This window comes from Brevibacillus sp. NPDC003359 (genome assembly GCF_042878995.1).
Taxonomy (GTDB): domain Bacteria; phylum Bacillota; class Bacilli; order Brevibacillales; family Brevibacillaceae; genus Brevibacillus.
Genome location: NZ_JBIAOR010000005.1, coordinates 100,816 through 125,868, shown reverse-complemented (window position 1 = coordinate 125,868; position 25,053 = coordinate 100,816). Strand labels below are relative to the sequence as shown.

Here is a 25,053-nt window from a genome sequence, read left to right as displayed (position 1 = left end):
AGGCTTCACCATAGGCTTATTTCGCCAAAAGCTTGCTTCATCAAAAACGTGGTGCAGCCAAGTTCTCAAATCCTGAGGGGTGACACACATGCTAGGACTGGCCAAAGGCCTGGGGTATACATTTAAAAAGCTCACGGAGAAAAAAGTAACCCACTTCTATCCGGATGTGCCCTTTCCAATGCCGCCTCGCTTTCGCGGTATTCAGCACTTTTCTCCTGAAAAATGCATCGTCTGTAACCAATGCGCACGCATTTGTCCGACAGAGTGTATTCAACTGACAGGGAAGCCCCATCCTGATCCGGAGAAAAAGGGAAAGATCATCGATACGTACGATATCAATTTTGAGCTGTGCATTTTATGCGATCTGTGTACAGAGGTTTGTCCGACAGAAGCGATTGTAATGACAAACAACTTCGAACTGGCTGCCTATAGCCGGGACGAATTATACAAGAACTTAAAATGGCTGGACGACAACAATACGAACGTCAGGGAGGAGAATTAGTATGACAGGCGAATTTGTTGCCTTTTTTATCCTATCTCTCCTGACGATCGGTGGCGCGGTGTTTATGATCAGCTTTACGCGCGTCGTTCACATGGTCATCTCATTGGGCGTTACGTTTATCAGCATTGCAGGTCTGTTTGTTTTGCTGGGAGCGGAGTTCGTCGGGGTCGCGCAAATTTTGGTTTATTCAGGGGCTATCTCCATTCTGATGCTCTTTGGAATCATGCTGACCAAGCACGATGCGAACGATGAAGGAACAGGCCGGACATGGAAAAACCGTTTTGTCCTGCTCTTCGTAATCGTTCTGTTCGGATTATTGTTCTGGGGTGTGCAAAATACACCGTGGCCTGCGCCACCGCCACCTGCAGAGGCTCCTGTAAACAATCCAAAAGAAATCGGTATCGAAGTGTTCACCAAATTCGTCATACCATTTGAGCTATTGTCTGTTCTGTTGTTGGTTGCGTTGATCGGTGCGATCATCATGGCGAAAAAGGAGGGGGATAACGAATGACAGTAAGCATTTCCTCCTACTTAATGGTCGCTCTGATTCTCTTTTGTGTAGGCTTGTACGGGGCATTGACGAAGCGAAATGCAGTCGTCGTCTTGTTATCAATCGAGCTGATGCTGAATGCTGTAAATATTAATTTGGTCGCCTTTTCCAAATTCGGACTGTATCCATCTGTGACAGGACAAATCTTTACCTTGTTCACGATGACGGTTGCAGCTGCCGAAGTTGCCGTAGGGTTGGCAATTCTGATTGCGCTGTACCGCAACAAGGAGACCGTGAATGTAGATGAAATGGACCAAATGAAACGATAAGAGGGAAACCTGAAAAGGAGGACAAAGATGGATACTCTAATGCACTATGCCTGGCTGATCCCTCTGTTTCCGCTTCTTGCTTTCATCGTGATCGTCTCATTTGGTCGCCAATTGAAAGAAGGAGCGGCCATAGTGGGTATTACCCTGACGGCTGTTTCTTTTGGAATCGCAGTGCTCATCTTTTGGGAGAGATTCCAGGGTGGGGGTACCGATTACAATTATGTGATAGATTGGCTGCATATTGGCGATATCGTGATCAACATGGGATTCGAAGTGAATCCGCTAAATGCCATGATGCTCGTCATTGTGACATTGGTCAGTCTATTGGTCCAAATTTATTCCAAGGGCTACATGCATGGGGATGAACGTTTTCCGGTGTTTTATCAATACCTGGCACTGTTTTCGTTCTCTATGCTAGGATTAGTTATTTCGCCAAATTTGTTGCAAGTGTATATTTTCTGGGAGCTGGTAGGGGTATGTTCCTTCCTGCTCGTCGGCTACTATTACTTCAAGTCAGAGGCAAAAGCGGCCGCCAAAAAGGCTTTTATCGTTACACGCATCGGGGACCTTGGTCTGTTCATCGGGATATGTCTTCTGTTCTGGTGGACCGGAAGTTTCGAGTACGGGGCTATTTTTGAAAGTATCGCGCTCGGGCGGCTGGAACCATGGATGATTACGCTCGCGGCGATCCTCATTTTCGTCGGGGCCATGGGGAAATCGGGTCAATTTCCGCTTCATACGTGGTTGCCTGATGCCATGGAAGGTCCAACTCCTGTGTCTGCATTAATTCACGCGGCAACGATGGTCGCGGCTGGTGTTTATTTGGTCGCTGCTACCTATCCGCTGTTCATCGCATCCGATACAGCTTTGACAGTTGTATCGTATGTAGGAGGATTCACTGCCATATTTGCAGCTTCTATCGGTCTGACCCAACGGGATATCAAGCGTGTCTTGGCATATTCCACAGTCAGTCAGCTCGGGTACATGATGCTGGCATTAGGTGTAGCGGGTGCTGCAGGTTATGTAGCAGGTTCCTTCCATTTGATGACGCACGCCTTTTTCAAAGCACTGCTCTTCCTTGGAGCAGGTAGTGTCATCCATGCTGTTCATACGCAGGATGTATTCGAAATGGGTGGCTTGTGGAAAAAGATGCCGATCACCGCTTTGACATTCTTGATCGGTTGCTTGGCTATTGCGGGGATCTTTCCGTTCGCTGGTTTCTGGTCCAAAGAAGCGATCCTGGGGGCTGTTTACGGAGCGCACCGCTACGACTTGCTATTCATCGCGCTGCTAGCAGCATTCTTTACCGCATTCTATATGTTCCGTTTGTTCTTCCTGACATTTGCAGGGAAGGCACGTGGCAAACACGAAGCACACGAATCTCCAAGTGTCATGACAGGTCCGCTTTTGGTCTTGGCATTGCTTGCGGTTGTCGCAGGCTTTGTGAATACGCCGTACGCGCCATTACTCTCTGATTGGTTAATGTCAACGAACACAGGGACGGCAATCACGAGCATTTTTGGGGAAGGCACAGAGCACGCGGCTGCTTGGTTGCAGATTGTGGCACTGTTGATCTCCATCCTTGGAGTCGTACTGGCTTACTTGATGTACGGCAAGAGATCTATCTCCTCGGACAAGATTCCAGAAGCAATGCCGTGGCTCTATCAGCTCTCATACAAGAAGTACTACATCGATGAGCTGTATCACAACGTCATTGTTCGTCCATTAGGCTGGCTTGGATTTGTCCTAGATGTATTTGATAAGTATATTGTGGATGGTTTGGTTGGATTGACAGCAAAAATTACCCAAGGAATCGGAGCTTTGCACGCAAGAGTACAAAGTGGGCAGATTCAGTCCTATGGGGCAATGGTCATATTCGGTCTGGTACTATTGATCATCGCCATCAGTTTGACGGCCAAGGGAGGTGGACTCTTTGGGTAATATCCTTTTGTCATCACTGGTGTTCTCTCCACTGCTGGCGATTCTCGTCATGGCTTTTATCCCTAGTCGACAAGCAGGTGTGATCAAACAGGTCGGGATTTTTGGAACGTTGCCAGCACTTATCTTGGCAGGTTGGATGTTCGGCATGTTTGATTACGAGACAGCCAACTTGCAGTTCGTAGAAAAGTACAGTTGGATTTCGATTCCGATTGGAATGGCTCAGGCAGGTACCGTCTTTGCTTTTGAGATCAACTATGAACTCGGCGTAGATGGTATTTCGATGCCATTGATTTTATTGACGGCGATTATCGGTACCCTCGCGGCAATTGCTTCGTGGCAGATCAAGAAGAGGCAGAAGGAGTATTTTATCCTGTTTCACCTGCTGCTGATCGGCATGTTGGGAGTCTTTGCTGCTGACAATCTGTTTCTGTTCTTCATATTCTTCGAGCTGACACTCGTACCGATGTACTTCCTCATCGGGATTTGGGGATATGGGGAGCGCGAGCACGCGGCGAATAAGTTCCTTTTGTATAACGGAATCGGTTCCGGGATCATGCTGTTGGCTTTCATTGTGATTTTTGTCATCATGCGGACGCTCAATATGGATGAAATCACGGCGATCCTGACGACACCAGGGCATCCGATTACCGAAATTCTAACGCCGGAAATGCGTTTTGGAATCTTCCTAGCGCTATTTATCGCTTTTGCGATCAAGCTGCCAGTATTTCCGTTTCACACGTGGATGCTACGTGTACACGTACAGGCTCCACCTTCTATCGTCATGATTCACTCCGGTATTTTGCTGAAGATGGGGGCGTACGGTCTTTTGCGGATGGGAATCGGCTTCTTCCCAGAGCAGGCTTATGATTTCTCAACAACGATGGCAGTTTTGGGGATTATCAACATTTTGTACGGAGCGGTACTGGCTTTTGTACAGAAGGATTTAAAAATGGTGCTGGCTTACTCCAGTATCAGCCATATGGGCATCGTCTTGCTCGGTTTCGCATCGATGAATACGATCGGGTTTCAGGGAGCGATGTTCCAGGTGGTATCCCACGGCTTTATCTCGGCACTGCTCTTCTTCTTGATCGGTATCATTTGGGATCGGACGCAGACATCGATGCTCGACGATTTGGGCGGTTTAGCCAAGTCCATGCCGTTTGTCAGCGGCGTATTGTTGGCAGGCGGGATGGCTTCACTCGGACTCCCGGGCATGTCCGGATTCATTAGTGAGTTCTTTGCCTTCCTCGGTCTGTTTGGTCGTTTGCCGGTATTGGCAGCAGTGGGAGCGATCGGGATTGTCCTCACTGCGGTTTATTTGCTCAGAGCGATCATGAAAACGACTTTTGGCCCTACTCCAGGTAGATGTACAGGACTTGCTGATGCACAGCCGATGGAAGTCATTCCGATGGTGGTCCTGATGGGATGTATTATTCTCATCGGGGTTTATCCAGCAGTTCTGGGGAATCCGATGCAGCAGGCGCTGAAAACGATCGTACCTATCGTAACGGGAATAGGAGGGTAATCCATGGAAGTTAAAGATATTTTCTCATATGACTGGAGCTACCTTCTGCCCGAGTTTATCATTCTTGGCTTCGCTACCTTTTTATCACTGCTGGATCTTTTTGCGGGTAAGCGTCTCGGCAAGCAGGTCATCGGTTGGCTATCCTTCTTGGGAACTGTGATAGCGGCGATCTTTGTGATCATCAATATGAATGCTCTCGATAAGCCATACAGCTACATGATCGACATGATCCGGATCGATGATTACGGCAATGCGTTCAAGCTGATTTTCCTGACAGGGACGGCTTTTGCGATTCTCATCTCCCTGTCCTATCTGAAATCAGGGGAAATCCAGCACAGAGGCGAGTACTATTATTTGTTGCTGACTGGGCTTCTCGGGGCGATGGTCATGGCTTCGTCAGCTGACTTGATTACCTTGTTTGTGGGACTGGAGCTGTTGTCTCTCTCGTCCTATGTACTGGTCGGTTTGCGAAAAAAATCACGGCTTTCCAACGAGTCGGCGTTCAAATACGTCGTTTCGGGAAGTATTGCCACGGCTGTACTCCTGTTCGGGATGTCTTACGTATACGGACTCACGGGAACCACACATATTTATGAAATCTCGTTTCGATTGGCAGAAGCGGGAATGGCGGGCTATCAATTCCTCGTCTATACGGCGTTTGCGTTTCTCGCAGTAGGTCTTGCCTTCAAAATATCTGCAGCGCCGAACCACATGTGGGCGCCAGATGTTTATCAGGGTGCTCCTACCCCAGTCACAGCTTTCTTGGCAGTTGTGTCAAAAGCAGCAGGGTTCGCGCTGATCTTTCGAGTGATGATGATCTCGTTTTTCAACGTTTCCGATGGAACGGGATCAGGGAGGTTCTTTTTCGAAGAGGGAAGTCTCTATCTAGGGCTGATGGCAGCGGCCTCGATGATTATCGGGAACACGATGGCGCTCAGACAGACAAACGTCAAGCGTATGATGGCTTACTCAGGTATTGCGCAAGCGGGCTATTTGCTCGTACCGTTTGTACCGCCGACTTCTCTCTTTTTCAGTGAAGTGATCTTCTATCTGTTCGGTTACTTGCTCGTCAGCTTTGGTGCTTTCGCTGTAATTATGGTAGTATCTCGTGAACAAGAGACAGAGGATTTGAAAGGATTCGCCGGATTGTATCATCGCTCACCAGTGATGGCAATTGCGATGAGCATCTTCCTCTTGTCCTTGGCAGGTATCCCGATTACGGTTGGTTTCTTCGGGAAGTTCTATCTGTTCATGGGTACATTAGTGGTAGAAAACTACTGGCTGGCGGCGATCATGATCATCACCAGCGTCATTTCCTACTACTACTACTTTGGGATTATTCGTCAGATGTACATGCGTCCTGGGACAACCGAAGCACCAATGGTTGTGCCCAAAGGCATTTGGACGTTTATTCTCATCATGGCAATCGCTACCGTATTCTTCGGTGCTTTTCCGGGTCTGGTCACCGACTATATCCAGATTCATTTCAATCCGTCCTTTGATTTTGGGAACATGCTCTCTCCCAGCTCTCAGTGATACTCGTAACTGAATAGCACATCAGGTACAATAGAAGGGATGGCTCGTGATCGGGCCGTCCCTTTTTCTATGATTCTCGGTTGGGCAATGAGGAGGTAACTAGCATGTCACAAGAAGTATATGGCTTGTTGAGCATCATTTTATCGATTGCGTTTATTGGGCTCGCTTGGTGGGCGTTGCAATCTTTTCGCTTTGATAAGATTTTGAAAAAACCAAATGGTGCTCAGGCGAAGCTGTTGCAAATTTTTCTTGCCATTGTAATTGGATATGAACTGTCCCGCTTTTTCCTTGATTACTTGGGCTGGTCCCTGACATTCGGGAATTTGTTCAACTAAATACCCAAAGACGACGATTCGCTGGTATATCCACCCAGCTACATGTACAAAATGAGAAGTACAAAGAGATACATGTAAGCATAGGGAGAGGATATCAATGGGGAAATGGTCTGGTTGGTTCGTGCTGGCTCTATTGCTCGTGATGGGGGCCGTGTACTGGATGCCTGCACAAGCAAAGGAAGAAAAGCCGGTTGTGACAGAAATGATGAAAGTACTAGAAGAAACGGGCGCAACGGGTGTATCGGTTCAGGTACGTATGCGTACGGCGATGGGAGAAGGCCTGCGTCCTGAACAAGTAAAAGAGTTGGCGACGAAATGGGCACAACAACTTGAGATTCCGTTTTCCCCAAGCGAACAATCGGGTAAACACAACATACTCGCATATAGGACTACATACACACAAAACGGCGTGGAGCTGAGCTACGAGGTGACAGGAGTTCCTAAAAATGGGGCATTTTCTGTATATCTAGTATTTCAGTTATCTGGAAACCGTGATTCGCTACTATATATTGGACAAGTACAGGAAACCTTCACGAATGCCCTGCAAAGCGCCGACTTTATTCCGCAAATTAGCACTTGTATTCGCGGATTGTACAATGTTAAGATGGGTGTTGACCAACAGGAGGGTAAAATATTGTCGATTTTTGGCACTCTCCAGGCGACAGAATTGGAACGTTTGCAAGATGAAACGGTTGTCAGTATTTCAGGGTATACCCCCATGTGGGAATCATTCATCGCGTTAAACGGTCAAAAGATGAATCTACAGGTGGCTACGCATCGTGATAGCCATTCTGGGACATGGATTACGGTAGGTACACCAATCATCACTGTGGAATATTAGCACGCGGAGGGGTACACATTGGATAAAATTATTGTCCGTGGTGGTAAGGCATTGTCTGGAAATGTAAAAGTATCTGGCGCCAAAAATGCCGTACTCCCTATTATTGCAGCATCTATCTTGGCAGAAGAAGGGACTTGCGTCATCTCAGACGTACCAGGCCTTGACGATGTCCGGACGATATGCGACCTCTTGAAATCGATGGGAATCTCCCTTACATATGATCATGAAGTGCTGACGATCGATGCTTCCAAGCTTACGAGTGTAGAAGCGTCCTATGAACTGGTTCGCAAAATGCGCGCATCTTTCCTCGTGATGGGGCCGCTTTTAGCCAGAAAAGGACAAGCTCGTGTCGCTCTTCCGGGTGGATGTGCCATTGGTACGCGCCCGATCGACCAGCACCTAAAAGGGTTTGAGGCTATGGGAGCCAAGATCGAAATCGGACAAGGGTTTATTGAAGCGACGGTAGAAGGACGATTGAAGGGTGCGAAAATCTACCTGGATATTGCTAGCGTCGGTGCAACAGAAAATATTATGATGGCCGCTGCTTTGGCAGAGGGAACCACATTGATCGAAAATGCGGCAGAAGAGCCGGAGATCGTTGATTTGGCGAACTTCCTGAACAGGATGGGAGCAAAGATTCGCGGAGCGGGTACAGGCTCGATCCGTATCGAAGGCGTGGAAATGATGAAGGGCTGCACACATTGTGTCATTCCTGACCGCATTGAAGCAGGAACTTTCATGGTTGCTGCAGCGATTACCGGTGGGGATGTCTTTGTGGAAGGTGCGATTTGCGATCATCTCAAATCCGTGACTGCCAAGCTTCGTGAAATGGGCGTGAACATTGAGGAGCAAGAAAACGGCATTCGTGTACGCCGCACAGGCCCACTGAAAGCAGTTGACCTCAAAACGCTGCCTTACCCTGGTTTCCCGACGGATATGCAATCGCAAATGATGGCGCTTTTACTTGTTTCGGAAGGAACGAGCATCGTGACCGAAACGGTATTTGAGAACCGCTTCATGCACGTGGAAGAGTTCCGTCGCATGAATGCGAATATCAAGATCGAAGGCCGCAGTGCCATTGTCGAAGGCGGTTCCAAGCTGACAGGAAGCAAAGTAGCAGCAACTGACTTGCGTGCGGGTGCAGCACTTGTACTGGCTGGGCTCGTATCTGAGGGAGAGACTGAGGTTTCTGCCCTGCACCATATTGACCGTGGCTACGTGAACTTTACGGAAAAGCTGCTGGCTTTGGGGGCAGATGTAGAACGTGTGGTTCCAGAAGAAAAGGCTCGTGAAAAAGCAGTTCCCGAAACCATCAAAGTGAGCTTCTCTCCTAATTTTGCTTGATAAATGCGTCAACCATATGGCAAAACGAAAGATTCTCTGCGTATGCAGGGGGTCTTTTTTTCGTTCTCTCGACTCTCTCATTCTCTCGTTCTACCCCTCTGTTACAGAACATAGACTTTAGTAGGTTATTCAGACTTTTTGTGTCTAGTACGTAACGGGGAGGATCTCTTGCATGAAACGCTATCTACTTATGTGGTTTATCGCTTTGCCGATCTTGCTCGTCATGATGCCTGCTGCTTTGGTCTTTTGGTTTTCACCAACAATGAGCCCTGTCAGTCAGCCGACTGTGACCGTCTCAGAGCCTGCCATACCGGCGATGAAAGAAGCAGCTTCCTCTCTGCCGGTAAAGGTGTACCGTACGGAAAAAAAGGTCGTGGAAACACTTCCGCTAGAAACGTATATTACCGGAGTGGTAGCGGCAGAAATGCCAGCTGAGTTCGAGCTGGAGGCTTTAAAAGCACAGGCGTTGGCGGCCAGGACCTATATCGTGCGCCGATTAAAAGAGGGCAAGTTTGATGATGTGCCATCAGGCGGTGAGGTCTTGGATACGGTGCAGCATCAAGTCTATATGGATGAAAAGCAGCGGCGTGAGCGTTGGGGAGATCAGTATGAATGGAAACACAAACGCATTCAGCAAGCGGTTATGGCGACAGCAGGGATTATCCTGACCTATCAGAACGAGCCCATTGACGCGACGTTTTTTTCCACCAGTAATGGTTTTACAGAAAACTCGGATGAATATTGGGAAAAACCCATTCCTTATTTGAAGAGTGTTGCGAGTCCGTGGGATATTCAATCTCCTCGCTATGAGGAAACCGTCGTGATGTCCACGGGGGAGCTAGAAAAGAATTTGGGCGTCAAGCTCACGCAGGAGGCCTCCTCCAATGGTTCCTGGTATCGGATCGAGTCACGTACAACCGGAAATCGCGTTGGAACGATCAGTATAGGTGGCAAGGAATTTTCCGGACGAGAATTCCGTGAAAAGCTCAACCTGAACTCTTCATCCTTTACGTTGGACTTGCGCGGCAATCAAGTTTTTATTACGACCAAAGGGTACGGACATGGTGTCGGGATGAGCCAGTGGGGAGCGAATGGAATGGCCAAAAGCGGCAAAAGCGCGGAGCAAATCGTCAAGCACTTCTACCAAGGGATAAATCTGCAAGAGTATAAAAAAGTGATCCCAGCTTAAAAGAAAAGCAAATTTTTACTTTTCCCTACTCTCTCAGGTTTATACGTCAAAATTCTGGCGATACTGAGGGATGAGGTGATGAATAAAATGGAAGATCAAAAAAATCAAAATCAACCGATTCCATTCAAGAAGGCAAGTTCTTGGAAAAAAGTTTTGGGCAAGAAATGGGCGTTTCCTGCAATCTACATCGGCACCGCAGCAATCATTCTCGCTTTTGTGATGTGGTATCAGGGCAATGTCATGAACACGGTATCCAAAATGACGAATGGCGGAGATGGCGTGGCAGTGACAACTCCTACTGCTCCTGAGACGACTACACCGAAAAACGAAGAAGCGGTACCTGCTACAAGTGGCGTACAACCACTCGCTTGGCCAGTAGGAAAAGGCGTGCAGTACAATGTGGGTATGAACTACTACGATGAGAAGGCCTCCAAGGACAATCAGCAAAAAGCATTGGTGAGCTTCGACCACTCCTTCTACCCGCATACAGGTATTGACCTCGTATCCACGGATGGAAAGGGCTTTGATGTCATCGCAGCTCTTGCGGGTAAAGTAGTAAAAGTGGTGAACGATCCGCTTGTCGGCAACGAGATTGAGATTGAGCACGCAGACAAAATGATTACCGTCTATCAAAGTCTGGAAAGCGTAACTGTCAAACCGGGCGATGAAGTAACACAAGGGCAAGTAATCGGGTCTGCTGGGCGCAACACCTTTGAAAAAGACGCTGGTGCACATCTTCACTTCGAAGTTCGGATCAATAACCAGCCTGTCAATCCAGAGCAATACTTGATTCAGGCTGACACGGAAGTAAAAAATCAATAACCAATGAATTTAGAAAAACACCTGCAAAATACAACAATTGCGGGTGTTTTTTTGCGTGTGGTACAAACTGTTGAAAAAAGATGCGGCCGTGCTGGCTTGTCAGGCTTGGAAACGTAGAATATGTGTCCCTACGCACCCATATATTGTATCAGACAATGTAGATACAAGGAGGCGAGTAATGTGCACGACTACATCAAAGAGCGGACCATCAAAATCGGCCGATATATTGTAGAGACAAGAAATACGGTTCGGATGATCGCTAAAGAATTCGGTGTTTCGAAAAGTACAGTGCACAAGGACTTGACTGAGCGGCTGCCTGAGATAAATCCGGAGTTGGCGAACCAGGTTAAGGAAATTTTGGAATATCACAAAGCCATCAGACATCTTCGGGGAGGCGAAGCAACCAAGATCAAGTACAAACGGCGTAGTAAAAAAGTACGAGTAGAACAGGAGGAGAGTGTGTAAGAAAGAATTTCCTTGTCCTCTCACGTAGAAGAGCCTATGATATTAGGTAGAAATGTAACTGGTAATCAGGGAGGACCTATCATGTTTGGCAAAGATATCGGAATCGACTTGGGGACGGCCAATGTCTTGGTTTTTGTAAAAGGCAAGGGAATTGTCCTAGACGAACCATCTGTCGTGGCAATAGATAGTAAAACCAGAAAAGTTTTGGCCGTGGGACATGAAGCCTATCGCATGGTAGGCCGCACCCCAGGAAATATCGTAGCGATCCGACCTTTGCGAGAAGGGGTTATCGCGGATTTTGAAATCACAGAGGCTATGCTGAAGCACTTCTTGAACAAAATTGGTGGAAAGAGCATGTTCGCCCGTCCGCGCATTTTGATTTGCTGCCCGACCAACATCACGTCTGTTGAGCAAAAAGCAATTCGCGAAGCAGCTGAGCGCAGCGGTGGAGCAAGAGAAGTATTTATCGAAGAAGAACCGAAAGTTGCCGCAGTTGGGGCAGGAATGGACATTTTTCAGCCGTCCGGAAATATGGTAGTGGATATCGGTGGGGGAACGACCGATGTAGCGGTATTGTCGATGGGCGATATTGTCACGTCTTCCTCCATTAAAATAGCAGGCGATACATTCGATGTGGCTATTATGCGTTACATAAAAAATAAATACAAATTGCTGATTGGTGAGCGTACGGCTGAAGATATCAAGGTTCAGATTGGAACCGTATCCGGCGGACGCCAGGACGAAATGGACATTCGTGGTCGAGACATGGTAAGCGGCTTGCCGCAAACGATTACCATTCGCTCCACGGAAGTCCAGGAAGCCCTGGCTGAGTCGGTGAGTGCGATTGTACAAGCCTCAAAATCTGTTTTAGAACGAACACCTCCGGAGCTTTCTGCCGATATAATTGATAAGGGTGTTTTCCTGACCGGTGGCGGCGCATTATTGCACGGTATTGACGAGATTCTGGCAGAGGAGCTGAAGGTTCCTGTGCTGGTAGCGGAAGAGCCAATGATGTGCGTTGCAAAAGGAACAGGAATGATGCTGGACTATTTGGACAAGATGCCGGCTCACTCGAATAAGCGATTATTCAGGGGGTAAGATTTAAGTGATCAGAGGCTTGTATACGTCTGCATCTGGCATGCTAGCATTGCAGAACAGGCAAGAATCGCTGGCGAACAATTTAGCAAATATCAATACACCCGGGTTCAAACAGGACGTGGGTGTCATGCGTGCATTTCCGGAGCAATTGCTCTCACGCATGAATGATCATGAGGGACTGGATGTTCCGGGCATCCCTACTATGCCTGGACAGCCTGCCATTATCGGGCGTTTGAACACAGGGGTATACATGTCGGAGGCGCTTCCGAATTTTGCGCAGGGGGATATTGAAGAGACACGCAATCCGTATGATCTTGCGTTGATGGACAATATTCAGCCAGATCAGAATGGCAATGAGCGGCGGTTGTTTTACAGTGTGGCGCGGATTGAACAAGCAAATTTAGCAACGCCAGTACAGCAAGAAGATATCCGCTATACGAGAAATGGTAACTGGAGCGTGAATGCGGAAGGTTATCTGGTGACAGCGGAAGGGTATTATGTGCTGGATAGTTCTAATCAGGCAATTCGTATCAATCATGATCCCGCACTCGGTACCAATGTCGGGCAAAACCTGAAATTTACCGAGCATGGCGAATTGATGCAAGTTACCATTGATCCAATTACAAAAGCAGAAGAGTATACGGCGCTTCCTACTCATGCTAGATTGGGACTTGCGGTGGTAACCGATCCGTTGAAGCTTGTACGTGAAGGAACGAATGTTTTCCGATTTGAAGGCGACATAGCGGTAGAAGGTATTGACTTGGCTGAAGCCAACGATCAGGCTGCGATAGCAGCAGGTACATACAATACCCCTATGGTCGTGGGACGTTTCGGTACACAACAGGGCTGGCGTGAACGCTCGAATGTAGACCCAGGTCAAACCATGACGAGTATGATGAGTGTGCTTCGCGCCTATGAAGCGAACCAACGGGTGATTACCACGATTGACGGTACGCTGGACAAGGCTGCTAATGAAATTGGTCGGGTTAATGGATAATAGGAGGTAGGAAGGATGCAGTCGCTTAATATTTCCACATCAGCTATGCGCGGTATTCAGCAAGCGTTGGACAATACAGCCAACAACCTGTCGAACATTGATACGATTGGGTACAAGCGCAGGGTCGCATCGTTTTCCGAGCTTCTCACAGACTCAATGAACGAGCAGCCGGCAGCGGACAACCAAAATCGTAATACACCAGTGGGGATAAGAGTTGGTAGTGGAGCGCATCTTGCCATGACCAAGCTGGATCTCGGTCAAGGCAGTCTCAAGCAGACAGATGAGCCAACAGATGTTTTGATTGAAGGCGATGGCTATTTTTTGGTCACTCGTAAAATCAAAGATGCGAATAACATTACCGTTGATGAAGAAAGCCGATTTACTCGTAATGGCTCTTTTAAGCTCAGTTTTGATGCTGATGATAATGGATATGTATTGCACACCAGTTCGGGGCATATTTTGACAGATGATAGTGGTACGAATATTGTATTCCCGGAGCCAGTAAAAAACATTGAGATTTCTCCAGATGGTACTTTTAGTGCGGATGGAATGCCAGCACCTGTAAAAATTGGTGTATGGAATGTAGAAAACCCTGATCAGCTAAAGCAAGTCGGTGAGAATCTGTTTGATGCAGAATTGGCTTTCCGAGCAGGACCACAAAGTAAATACACCAGTGCATATGATAATGGTGTATCATTGCGCCAAGGTGCTCTCGAATCATCCAATGTCAGCATGACAGAGGAAATGTCCCAACTGGTGAACATTCAGCGTGCGTATCAGTTGAACTCACGCGCAATCGGCATCAGTGATGAAATGATGGGCATTGCCAACCAACTGAGAAGCAGATAACCGATATCAATCAACATGACGGAGGAGAGGAGCATGGAACAAGGGAAGAGCAAACGTTTCCCGCGTCAGACCGAAGAGGTTAAGTCAAAAGGAAAAGAGCGGGAACGGAGCGGCAAGAATTGGCGACTGAGAGTTGTCAAGATGGTGCTGGTCCCACTCCTGCTGTTTTTCTCACTGGTCATTGGTCTGATGATCGGATACGGTGTGGTTGGCAAAAAGCCGATGTCTGACGTATTCGATCTGGGAACCTACAAACATATGTGGGATTTAATGTTTGAAGAAACGAAATAACGAAGCAGGACAAGCCCGAACCTATGGTTGGGGCTCCTATTTTTTCGAGGACTTGTTGTGGTGTTTGTCCACAGAGTATAATAGGGCGAGTGGTTGAAAAAGGAAGTGACGATTGGAATACGGAGGGATGTCCGTGAATCTTCCTAATTTGCTTACGATCTTTCGCATCGTGCTCATCCCTTTGTACCTGTATGTCTTTTTTTCGGAGTTTCCGTATCATGTTGAAATTGCTTTAGGCATTTTAATTTTGGCGGGAGTGACCGATATTGCTGACGGGTACATCGCGCGGAAGCATAAGCTTGTGACCACCATCGGAATGATGTTAGATCCTCTGGCAGATAAGTTAATGATGCTGGCGGTCATCGCCTCATTATTTTTGACTGATCGAATCAGTATATGGGCCGCCTTGTTTTTCTTTGTGCGCGATCTGGCAATGATAGTAGCAGGAGCTGTTTATCACTTCCGCGGGAAAAAAACCGTCCCGGCAAACGCCTACGGCAAGCTGACAACCGTTCTTTTGTACGTTGTCATCCCACTGGTTATGTATCGCTATGAGTACAGTGAAGCGATACTTTGGTCAGTTATAGCGTTCTCATTTATCGTGAGCGCGATTTATCTGGCAAAGGCTCGACTATTGAACCGCGTGTAAGGATGAAAAAGAGCACTTCCCGCTCTTTGGGGAGGAAGTGCCCCTTTTATCTTAACCCGGCTTGTCCGTTTAGACGTCGCGGGAGTTATGTATATTGTTTCGTTGGTCAAAGGGAATTCATGCATAGACAAGTCTAGATAAGTATGGAAATGGAGCGATACATAATGGAAATCAAAGCGCCTTTGGATATTATGCAAATTCAGGAAATCATACCGCACCGTTACCCGTTTTTGTTGATCGACAGAATTGAAGAGCTGGAGCTAGGCAAAAAAGCGGTAGGGATTAAAAATGTAACAGTAAATGAACCATTTTTCCAAGGTCATTTTCCGGGTTATCCAGTTATGCCAGGTGTCCTTATTGTGGAAGCTTTGGCACAGGTTGGAGCAGTAGCGATGCTCAGCATGGAGGAACATCAAGGAAAAATTGGACTGTTCGCAGGTATTGATGAATTCCGTTTCAAAGATCAAGTGAAGCCGGGAGATACGTTGGTGCTTGAGGTTGAGCTTACTCGTGTGCGCGGTACCGTCGGCAAAGGACATGGAAAAGCACTGGTAAATGGGAAAGTAGTAGCAGAGGGTGGATTGATGTTTGCCCTAACAGCAGGAAATAAGGCACATTCATGATCATCTTGAATGTGCCTTTCTTTTCGGGTAGAATGGCTAATGGGCGACTCCATGCATTGAATAGGTAGTTTAAAAAGTCGTCTTTTGATCACGAAGTAGTTATGAATGCTTATTCGACATCGAAACTGACGTTCACCATCGAAGTCCGGTGCTCATGTAGGTCCCCTACACTCCGCTCCTCCTTCTTCAGGTTCTCGCCATTTTCTCGGTGCTGAAAAGTCGACTTTTTAAACATTCATTTAATAACAAGCACTTGAAGGTGAAGAAATGACCAAACAGGTCGCAACCATATTAGATGTGCCATTTACGACTCGCGGTTTCCGTGAGACTGTCGATCATATAACAGAGCGCATACAAAGCGGTCAAAAGACCCACGTGGTAACCGCCAATCCGGAAATCGTCATGGTTGCGAGAGAGAATCGCGCTTTCCGTTCTATTGTAGAACAAGCCTATGTCGTTCCAGATGGAATCGGAATCGTATACGCCGCCAAATGGACGAATCAGCCGATTTATGAGCGCGTTACCGGTGTAGAGCTTCTGGAAGCATTCATGGCGAAAGCCGATCAACATCAGTGGGGCGTGTTTTTACTCGGCGCCAAGCCGGATGTTATTCATTCGGCAAAAGACAAACTGAGTGCTCGTTATCCGAACGCCCGAATCGTCGGATGCCGGGATGGCTATTTTCGTCCAGAGGAAGAAACTCAAATTGTACAAGAAATTGCCGAAGCGAAACCGCAGCTTCTGTTCGCCGCACTGGGTGCGCCCAGACAAGATGAATGGATGGCGAAGTATCGCGATCAGTTAAATGCCTCCCTGATGATGGGGGTAGGCGGAAGTTTTGACGTCATTTCCGGGAAAGTGAAGCGCGCTCCTGAGATCTGGCAAAAATTGCATTTGGAATGGTTTTATCGACTTGCTTCCGAGCCTTCTCGCTGGAAGCGTCAACTGGCTATTCCCCGGTTTGTTCTAACCGTACTGAAAGAAAAATGGAGTAGCCGTTCCTAGATGCATCCGTAGAGAGGAGAACAGTCGATGTCTACACTAATCCTCGGATTTCTGACTTCGCTGATCATAGCGTTTATTGCAACACCGTATGTAAAAAACCTGGCTGTAAAAGTAGGAGCAGTGGATGCCCCGAATCAGCGCAAGGTACACACGCGAATCATGCCACGTATGGGTGGCTTGGCTATTTATATGGGTTATCTGGTTGCGTTCTTCCTATTTGTCCCGTATACAAGCATATCGGAAATGCTGGGAATTTTCATCGGAAGCACGATCGTTATGGTCGTCGGCATGCTCGATGATAAATACCAGCTCTCGCCGAAGTGGAAGCTGCTCGGACAGCTAGTCGCAACAGTGATTGTCGTCGTTCCTTTTGGCTTGAAAATCGGTGTCGTGAATCTGCCGTATAGCGGAAGCATTGATTTCAGTAGTGGCTGGCTCTTCTGGCTCGCGATTCCGATCACGATGTTTTGGATTGTCGGGGTAACGAATGCGGTGAACTTGATTGACGGTCTCGATGGCCTGTCGGCAGGTGTGTCAGCGATTGCCGCAGGGACAATGGGTGTCATGGCCTTGTTGATGGACGATTACAAGGTAGCGACTTACTGTTTCGTGCTCCTCGGAGCGATCCTGGGCTTTCTCTACTTTAACTTTCATCCGGCTCGTCTGTTCATGGGCGACACCGGCTCGCTTTTCCTGGGCTTCAACCTGGCTGCACTGTCGATTATGGGCTTTAAAGAAGCGTTGTTCGTTTCCTTTATCATCCCGATCGTCGTGCTGGGTGTGCCGCTTTGGGATACGTTCTTCGCCATCGTGCGCCGCATCGTGAACAAAAAGCCGATTTCGAGCCCAGACAAAGGGCATTTGCATCACTGTTTGCTGAACATGGGTCTGTCGCATCGTTCGACTGTACTCACGATTTACTCCATCAGCATTTTCTTCGGGACGATGGCGATTCTGCTGACGAAGACGACGAAGTGGACCACTATCATCGTCATGGTCGCGCTGCTGATTGTCATCCATCTTGGAACGGAGATTGTTGGACTCGTTAGCCGTCGTCACCGTCCACTGATCAATGCGTATCGACGGATCAAAATTAAACAGACCGAGGAACAGCGTCGGACGAATTAGAAATACACAGAAGCCTAGCATCCTTTTGGTGCTAGGGCTTTTTTTCGCCAAAATTTAGGGGTAAACACTTAAGTGAAGAAGGGAATTGTCCGATAAAGATAGGGAGAATTACATTGTCCCATTACAAGTGTGGGACACATAAGAGGCTTTAAAAACAAACGGAGAGGTGAAAATATGAATAAGTCCTATCAACAATTCCGTCGTTGGCTGGTCATGTGCCTGGCGATGATGCTGATTGTTACAGTTATGTTGCCAGCAGTGCCGGCTTCTGCGGCGCTGGGTTCCAACTGGACAGGTTTCCAGACACCACCTGAATATGTTGTGACACCAGCTAGTGATAATGGCGATGGTAAAAGTTATCTCACGCCGATCAAGACCCTAAGCAAACTGGTACATGGAGTCGAGCTTACTCACACCGATATCACCAAAAATGGTCAAGGTGTAGACGTACTGATTGATAATGTCGCGTTTCCGAATAATCAATTGTTCACAGGCGGCAAAATTACATTGCCAGACTTTTATTTGAACAGCAGTGGAGCAGTGACCAAAGTTACAGTGAGGCCCAAAGCAACGGTCAATGTAACGAATGATACAGCAGAGATTTTCTTTCAGTACACACCCAAACCTGCTGTTCCAGGAGCAGGTCTGCTAAAATTTGATAATGAGGGAAAGGGTATACATCAAAGTGACCCTATAAAGGTAACAAATCGAACAGTAACGAATTTGAAATACGCATATACTGCTTCGGATAAATTAGATAAAACACGGGCTGTCGAGGTTCAAGTAAACGGCGTAACCGTTAGAACTGTAACTGGTTCTTCTGGAGGTATCTTGCCAGATATCGATCTATCTCCTGGATTGAATGCAATTCAGTTGTTTGCACCGAATACAGGAGAGCGTGCAATTGTTTATTACGAGTATAACTCGCAGAACAGCCCGATTTCCATTACGAACTTCTCTGGAGGAACGACAGCCTATACTCCAGTGATTTATGGTGACTCCACGATTACCCTTGTGGGTACGTATGGCAGTGGGGTAACGGGAAGTAGCTTGCGGTTGAAGCTGATTACGAACAATGGTCAGACCATCCAAGACTTAGCGAATACTGCGCCGTCCATTAGTGGCAGCACATTTACATTTAGCAATATCGGCTTGAAGCCAGGTCTGAATCAGATCGCTTTCTACGAAAAGGTAGGAAATGTAACCAAAGAGCACTACCAGTTCTATGTTCAATACAACAACACACCGCTCGTCAGTGATTTGAAAGTAAATGATACACCTCTGAACGATCCGAATGTCACTACAAGTCCGACTTATATCACGGTTCCTTCGCTCAACCGTCTGAATTTGAATATGGATGGGAAAGCACTCAATGCGGATACCGTTGAAGTGAAAAACCTGCGTACAGGTGATGTAGTCAAAACACAGGTGAACCGTACGGGTTCCTTTGGATTGAGTGTACCATCCCAGCTTGGCGAAAATACTTTGGAAATCAGGGTCTTTAACCAAAACAAAGAGGTAGGGACTTTTGTCCGAAAGCTTTTGGTAACGACAACATCATCCGGAAGCTCTGATCAGTTTTACAAAGTAACGTTAGGTGGAGTAGCACTTCTGCCTAACCAGCAAGCGACGATATCAGGTCCAACTTCATCCAAAGAGATGGCGTTGGATGGCTCGGCACTGTTGAAGTTTGTAGATATTGCAAATGAGCAGCTGTTCCAGGAATTCAAGATCACGATTTCTGATGGCAGTAAGAAATATGAGTACAAGCTTGCTGAGGGGGAAGGCTTCAAGAAGATCGGCAACCCGCAAAGCGGATTTACGGAATATGCGGTAACTATGGCGAAGGTACCTGCAGGAATCTTTGAGGACGGTAAAACGTATAAGTTATCCTTGAGCTATCAATACCTGTCAAAGGCTTCAGATAATACCGTAACGTCTCCATCCGGCTTTATTAATGTCGCGAACTACGAGTACGAATTCAAATACTTGGATGAATCGAAGCCGAACATTTCACAAGTGATTAATTTGGCAAACGCACAAGTATTGTCTCCAACGGCTACAAATATCATTGTTACTTCACCGTTGGAATTGAAGGTAGTTACACAAAATATTACAGATCTCACTAAAGTGAAAATCTCGTATAACGGGCAAGCGTTAACTTCTGACGACTATGTAATTACATCAGCAACAACGCCAGCGAAAGATGAATTTACACTTACCCTAAAAAAGCTACCACAGGGTCAAGGGAAACTGGTCATTAACTATGTAGAAAATCTAAATTCGCTATCTGTTGCTTATACACTGGACATTCGCATTACCCCATTTGCTCAAATCACCTATGTAGATGCAACTGGTCAGGTGCGCAGCTTTGAAGATGGATATCAAGTAAAGAGTGAGAATGACATCCGAAATCTCGATGGGAAAGTGTACAACTACGTTTTGAAGAAAGAAAACATTGAGGCAACGTTGAACGGCGCGGCCATCACAGTTTCTGATATTGAAACAAACAAGGGTACGTTCCTTATCAAGAAAGGTGAGCTCAGTTACAAAAAAGGCAACAACGTCCTGAAAATTACCTTGAAAGACGATCCAAAAACAGTTTTCACCTATAACGTTTCCTACAACACATCCAAAACACCATCTGTAGAAAATGTGAAGATGGAAATTATATCGAATGGTAAAACCGAAGAGTTGACCAAGAAAGCTGGAGATGCATCCTATAAAACGGGCGCTAACTTCTTGACCAACTTGAGCTTTACAGTAAATGACGCAACACATGTTTACATCGAAAAGAACGGGAAACGTATCAATGATTTCCGTTACAAGAGTGGAGATTGGGAACAAGATACGACGAACCAGGAATACGTAAAAGCGCGCCTCGAAGCGGCGTTGAATAACGATTTGGAAGACTTGTTCGATGAGCACAACATTGATTCACAGTCTCGTTCCCGATTTGAAGGAAAGATGAGCACGAAGAAATATGGAGATCTTGTTGAAGAAGTACAAGATGCCGTGACTGATGCCAAGGAACAGGAACAGAAACTGGCCCTCTTCCCACTGACATTGAAAAAGGGTGGAACAACGGTCTACACCATCGTAGCAGAAGATGACAATGGTACTGTCATTCGCTATGACATCAACATCGATCAGAAGTATTCCAGCTGGGAAGTCTTGTCCCCGATAAAAGCGAAAGAATCCGATCCGCACATCATCGTAAATAGCAACAGTGCAGTGGTGAAAGTGTTTGCGGAAAATGCGGACAAAGTACTGTTCGGCAAAACAGAAGCAAAAGTAACCAATACAAGCAACCCTGACTTCTATTACGATGACGATCAAGGGAAAACAATCCCTGAGACTTACTATGTCTTTACATCTACCGTTCCACTTAAAAAAGGTCTAAACACGATCAAATTCTCGGTTGTAGTAGGCGATAGCACCTATAAAGACGAAATCAAAATCTACAATGCGAGCTCAACTGTAAATGGTGCAGAATATCGTGATGTATTAGGAAAGAAAACCACTTTCAGTGTGTTTGATAAGCAGTTTGAACTGAAGTTCCCGAAAGGTACCGTATTGCTATCACCAGATGACAGCCGTGCTGGTCAAGAAGTAAAGAATCCTAACGGTGATATTTTTGTCGATGTACCTCTATATTTCGGTATGGCAGACCGTACAACAGGACAAATAAGCATCGACGAGGATAATTTGGAAGAACGACTGGTACTGGAAGCTAACTTTAACTATGCAAGTCCACTGTACTATGTCGATGCAGGTGACACAGAAGCACCGGGTGGACGCGATCCATACTTCGACGAAGGCGATGCAGAAGACTTCAAGAGCCGTTGGCAAGACAATCTGGTTCCTAGCCTTCGCGGTACACTTACCATTAAATACGATCCATCCATCGTAAACGCAGCGAATAACATCCTGACGGTTTACTACCACAATGGGGATGAATGGAAAAATATTGGTGGCGTAGTGAGTACAAGCAAAAAGACTGTTACGGTGCCGTTTGCTGGTTTTGGTTATTACATGGTCATGAAAACGAGAGAAACATACGATGATGTCATTCGACATGATTTCGCTCGTGATGCAATTGAGACGCTGTACGCCAAAGGAATCATGCCAGCATACAGTGGAAGTAGCTTTGGGGCTAACCGTGACATGACTCGCGGCGAATTTGCAACCATGCTGGTCAAAGCGATGGATCTGCCAATTAACGCTGGACCATATCGAGATAGCAACGAGCGTGATCCGTTAGAACCAACCTTTACCGATGTTCGTCCGAATCGCGATTCGTGGGATTATCAGTACAAATACATCGAGACGGCTGCTCGCGCTGGGATTATTCGTGGAAAACAACCAGGGTACTTCCGCCCAGATGAAAATCTTACTCGCGAAGAAGCTGCAATCATGATCTCACGTGCGCTTAATCTCAAATTGGGCACACTCGATGCTTCCAAGCTGGCATTGAACAAAATGTTCTCAGATGCCAAAGACGTAAGCTACTATGCAGCTCCATCCGTACTTGCTGTCAGCAAGGCGAAGCTGATGAACGGCGAAATAAATAATCCAGGTGAGAAAAAGTCAACCTACAGCTTCAAACCAACTAACAACCTGACTCGTGCTGAGATGGCTGTCATCACTATTCGTGTCATGGTCCAACTCAAAAAACTGCCTAAGCAGTAAGCCGAGATATTTCGCTATATATAATAGAAGAAAAGCTGAAGAGGTCATCGCCTCTTCAGCTTTTTTTATCCCAAAATTACTCTTCTTCCACATCGCCAACCGCGTCTACAGGAACCTCCACATACTCCTTCTCCCCGAGACCGATCTGAGCTTGTCCATTCGTCAAATCAACCATCCGTGCGACAAACTCATCCTGCTCACCCTCAGGGATCAGCACATGTGCGGTCACCTTGTCTGTAAAATCCGTACCACTCACACGCTGTTCACCTAGACGCAGCTCGTTTTCCACCTTGCCCCACCACGTATAGTCCACACTGACAGAGATGGTCTGATGCAGCGTATGCACCACGATCCTCGCAGCCTTCAATGCAGTGACCGTTCCAGCTGTATAAGCCCGAACGAGTCCTCCAGCCCCCAGCTTGATTCCGCCGAAATAGCGAGTGACAACAACGACCGTGTCCTTCACGCCGTTTTTCTTGATGCATTCCAGGATCGGCTTGCCTGCCGTACCGCTAGGCTCCCCGTCATCGCTCGAGCGCTGAATCTGATCGTTTTCGCCGATGACAAAAGCAGAACAGTTATGGGTAGCATCCCAGTGCTTCTTTTTGATCATCGCGATAAACGCTGTCGCTTCTTCCTCAGTGGTAACCCGCTGGGCATATCCGATAAAACGGGAGCGCTCAATAACGATATAGTCCTCACCGTAGCCAGCGATGGTTTTGTATTGTGTAAGCATCGTACAATCACCTCAAGAAAAGGATAGCATGACAAAGAAATGTTGGCGAACACTGAAATGTTTTTGACACATAATCGTAGTACTCTATATGGTGCTTCTGGAATAAAAAAGGAAAGGGAGGAGCTACTTATGATTCCCATATGAAAATGCTGGTATGGCATAATTTTGCGTGTGAGAAGGATAACTCTGTGATATAGTGATCTTGGGACAAACCACATATTTAATGTGGTTAATAATTTTATGCTCAATATAAAATGAAGGAGTGGAATTCAGTGAATTTTCCATATTCGAAAAAGAAATGGATGTCTATCAGTTTGGCGGCATTATTAACAACAGCACTTGGCGCAGGAACCTTGACGGCATCTGCGAATACAGGCTCCGATCAAGCGAAGGCACCTACGACTGTACAAGCATCTACCGATAAAGTAGCAGCTGAGGCTGGCAAAGATAATACAGCAACGCCTGATACTGCCGCAGCAGAAGAGTTGACATTGGATAATGCGATTGAACAAGCTTTGAAAACCAACGTCGCATTGCAAAATGCTCGTCTGGATGCGAAAAATGCAGATATTAACAACTCGATCACCTATAGAAGCACGGCACAAATGACAGCAGATATGCTGGAATCCTTGGATGCAGCGCAAGCAAAGTATGTGAGAAGCGCCCAAAGTGAAATGACCAAAAAGCTGAATGTCCTTGCTGTTAAGACTACAGAAGGAAAAATCAAGCTTGGCGCACAAGATGCCTATTACAAGCTGATTTTTGCTCAGGATGACCTGAACTTGAAAAAACAAAGCTTGGCTCGTGCAGAAGCACAACTGAAAGTAGCCAAGGCTGCATTTGATGTTGGAACCAACGCGAAGACAGACGTTCTTGAAGCAGAAATGGGCGTAGCAGGTGCAAAAGCTCAATTGACGACTGCGGAAAACAATTTGGAAATTGCCGTGATGGATCTGAACGATTTCCTTGGCGTTGATCTGCAAAAAGAATGGAAAGTCGTCTCTGCCAATAAACAAATGGCTCCAATCTCAATCACCATGAAAGAGGCGGAGAAGCAGGCCCTCTCTAAACGTTTGGAGATTACCAAAGCAGAAGAAGAGCTCAAGCTGGCAGAATTGAATGTGAAGCTGATCGCCGAGTATACAGCGGCGTCAACTCTTTCTGGTCAACAAGCTCGCAACAACGTCGAGAAATCGAACCTTGCCATTGATGAGGCAAAACGTACCGTTTCGAAAGATGTTGCACAGGCATACCTCAATCTAAACGCAGCTCGCGAGGCAATTGACTTCCAAAAAGCATCAAAAGATTCTGCAGCTGAGAGCTATCGCTTGAAAAATTTGCGCTTTGAAAATGGACTCGCGACGACTTTGGAAGTCATTCAATCGGAAGAAGCATTGTCTACTCGTGAGAACGAGTACCAAAAAGCGATCCTGACTTACAATTTGGCTGTCGTAAACTTTGAAAATGCATTAGGAAATTAACTCGATTGAAGCAAGATTTGTAAGCTTTTGAACCAAACTGGAAAAAGGTTCAGTCGTGACAGCCCGCCATATGTCCCCTATAATACGGAGTGTGGCGGATGTCACTTCGTACATAATGGACAGGTGAATAACGAACCACGAAAAAAACTTGAATTTTTTTTCGAAGGCGCCGCAACTTTTGATTC

At 46.7% G+C, this 25,053-nt stretch carries 23 protein-coding genes; 22 read left to right on the top strand and 1 reads right to left on the bottom strand.

Annotated elements, in window-relative coordinates; genetic code table 11:
• Positions 1–88: 88 nt before the first annotated feature.
• From nuoI to ACFYU8_RS16190, 21 genes are all read left to right on the top strand, one after another.
• Positions 89–502 (top strand): NADH-quinone oxidoreductase subunit NuoI, encoded by a 414-nt coding sequence (gene nuoI, locus ACFYU8_RS16290; protein ID WP_007722093.1) that lies wholly within the window; start codon positions 89–91, stop codon positions 500–502.
• A gap of 1 nt (position 503) precedes the next feature.
• On the top strand, positions 504–1,013 hold the full coding sequence (locus ACFYU8_RS16285; RefSeq protein WP_390300753.1) for an NADH-quinone oxidoreductase subunit J: 510 nt from the start codon (positions 504–506) through the stop codon (positions 1,011–1,013).
• Positions 1,010–1,321 (top strand): NADH-quinone oxidoreductase subunit NuoK, encoded by a 312-nt coding sequence (nuoK, locus tag ACFYU8_RS16280; protein WP_007722089.1) that lies wholly within the window; start codon positions 1,010–1,012, stop codon positions 1,319–1,321. Before ACFYU8_RS16285 ends, nuoK begins: the two co-directional genes overlap by 4 nt.
• A 27-nt stretch (positions 1,322–1,348) precedes the next feature.
• Positions 1,349–3,262 (top strand): NADH-quinone oxidoreductase subunit L, encoded by a 1,914-nt coding sequence (gene nuoL, locus ACFYU8_RS16275; RefSeq protein WP_390300751.1) that lies wholly within the window; start codon positions 1,349–1,351, stop codon positions 3,260–3,262.
• Complete coding sequence (locus ACFYU8_RS16270; protein ID WP_390300749.1) at positions 3,255–4,787, top strand: complex I subunit 4 family protein; 1,533 nt, start codon at positions 3,255–3,257, stop codon at positions 4,785–4,787. The genes nuoL and ACFYU8_RS16270 overlap by 8 nt, the downstream gene beginning before the upstream one ends.
• A 3-nt stretch (positions 4,788–4,790) precedes the next feature.
• Positions 4,791–6,323 (top strand): NADH-quinone oxidoreductase subunit NuoN, encoded by a 1,533-nt coding sequence (gene nuoN / locus ACFYU8_RS16265; RefSeq protein ID WP_390300747.1) that lies wholly within the window; start codon positions 4,791–4,793, stop codon positions 6,321–6,323.
• Positions 6,324–6,427: 104 nt separating this feature from the next.
• Positions 6,428–6,658 (top strand): DUF1146 family protein, encoded by a 231-nt coding sequence (locus tag ACFYU8_RS16260; RefSeq protein WP_390300745.1) that lies wholly within the window; start codon positions 6,428–6,430, stop codon positions 6,656–6,658.
• A gap of 97 nt (positions 6,659–6,755) precedes the next feature.
• Complete coding sequence (locus ACFYU8_RS16255) at positions 6,756–7,499, top strand: YwmB family TATA-box binding protein (RefSeq protein ID WP_390300743.1); 744 nt, start codon at positions 6,756–6,758, stop codon at positions 7,497–7,499.
• Positions 7,500–7,517: 18 nt separating this feature from the next.
• Positions 7,518–8,843 carry a UDP-N-acetylglucosamine 1-carboxyvinyltransferase gene (gene murA, locus ACFYU8_RS16250; protein WP_390300741.1) on the top strand — a complete coding sequence of 442 codons (1,326 nt, stop codon included), beginning with the start codon at positions 7,518–7,520 and terminating at the stop codon, positions 8,841–8,843.
• 172 nt (positions 8,844–9,015) lie between these two features.
• Positions 9,016–10,032 (top strand): stage II sporulation protein D, encoded by a 1,017-nt coding sequence (gene spoIID / locus ACFYU8_RS16245; protein ID WP_390300739.1) that lies wholly within the window; start codon positions 9,016–9,018, stop codon positions 10,030–10,032.
• A gap of 87 nt (positions 10,033–10,119) precedes the next feature.
• A complete protein-coding gene (locus ACFYU8_RS16240) occupies positions 10,120–10,854 on the top strand; it encodes a peptidoglycan DD-metalloendopeptidase family protein (protein WP_390300737.1) in 735 nt (244 codons plus the stop codon).
• Between the two features lie 180 nt (positions 10,855–11,034).
• Positions 11,035–11,319, top strand: coding sequence for a sporulation transcriptional regulator SpoIIID (gene spoIIID, locus ACFYU8_RS16235; protein WP_003388385.1), 285 nt, complete (start codon positions 11,035–11,037; stop codon positions 11,317–11,319).
• An 81-nt stretch (positions 11,320–11,400) separates the two neighbouring features.
• Positions 11,401–12,417, top strand: a complete 1,017-nt coding sequence (gene mreB / locus ACFYU8_RS16230) for a rod shape-determining protein (RefSeq protein WP_390300735.1) — start codon at positions 11,401–11,403, stop codon at positions 12,415–12,417.
• Positions 12,418–12,424: 7 nt separating this feature from the next.
• Complete coding sequence (locus tag ACFYU8_RS16225; protein ID WP_390300733.1) at positions 12,425–13,414, top strand: flagellar hook-basal body protein; 990 nt, start codon at positions 12,425–12,427, stop codon at positions 13,412–13,414.
• 15 nt (positions 13,415–13,429) lie between these two features.
• Positions 13,430–14,263 (top strand): flagellar hook-basal body protein, encoded by an 834-nt coding sequence (locus ACFYU8_RS16220; RefSeq protein WP_390300731.1) that lies wholly within the window; start codon positions 13,430–13,432, stop codon positions 14,261–14,263.
• Positions 14,264–14,296: 33 nt separating this feature from the next.
• Complete coding sequence (locus ACFYU8_RS16215) at positions 14,297–14,554, top strand: DNA-directed RNA polymerase subunit beta (protein ID WP_390300729.1); 258 nt, start codon at positions 14,297–14,299, stop codon at positions 14,552–14,554.
• A gap of 127 nt (positions 14,555–14,681) precedes the next feature.
• Positions 14,682–15,203, top strand: coding sequence for a CDP-alcohol phosphatidyltransferase family protein (locus ACFYU8_RS16210; protein ID WP_039960720.1), 522 nt, complete (start codon positions 14,682–14,684; stop codon positions 15,201–15,203).
• Positions 15,204–15,367: 164 nt separating this feature from the next.
• Complete coding sequence (gene fabZ / locus ACFYU8_RS16205) at positions 15,368–15,826, top strand: 3-hydroxyacyl-ACP dehydratase FabZ (protein ID WP_106839739.1); 459 nt, start codon at positions 15,368–15,370, stop codon at positions 15,824–15,826.
• A 267-nt stretch (positions 15,827–16,093) separates the two neighbouring features.
• Positions 16,094–16,831, top strand: coding sequence for a WecB/TagA/CpsF family glycosyltransferase (locus tag ACFYU8_RS16200; protein WP_390300726.1), 738 nt, complete (start codon positions 16,094–16,096; stop codon positions 16,829–16,831).
• Between the two features lie 27 nt (positions 16,832–16,858).
• Positions 16,859–17,959, top strand: a complete 1,101-nt coding sequence (locus tag ACFYU8_RS16195) for a glycosyltransferase family 4 protein (protein ID WP_390300724.1) — start codon at positions 16,859–16,861, stop codon at positions 17,957–17,959.
• A gap of 174 nt (positions 17,960–18,133) precedes the next feature.
• A complete protein-coding gene (locus ACFYU8_RS16190) occupies positions 18,134–22,651 on the top strand; it encodes an S-layer homology domain-containing protein (protein ID WP_390300722.1) in 4,518 nt (1,505 codons plus the stop codon).
• A gap of 76 nt (positions 22,652–22,727) precedes the next feature.
• Here ACFYU8_RS16190 and ACFYU8_RS16185 read toward each other — a convergent pair whose 3' ends face one another.
• Entirely contained in the window at positions 22,728–23,387 is a 660-nt protein-coding gene (locus ACFYU8_RS16185) for a YigZ family protein (protein ID WP_390300720.1), read from the bottom strand.
• Between the two features lie 272 nt (positions 23,388–23,659).
• On the opposite strand from ACFYU8_RS16185, the gene ACFYU8_RS16180 reads away from it, so the two are divergent.
• Positions 23,660–24,868, top strand: coding sequence for a TolC family protein (locus ACFYU8_RS16180; protein ID WP_390300718.1), 1,209 nt, complete (start codon positions 23,660–23,662; stop codon positions 24,866–24,868).
• Positions 24,869–25,053: the final 185 nt, after the last annotated feature.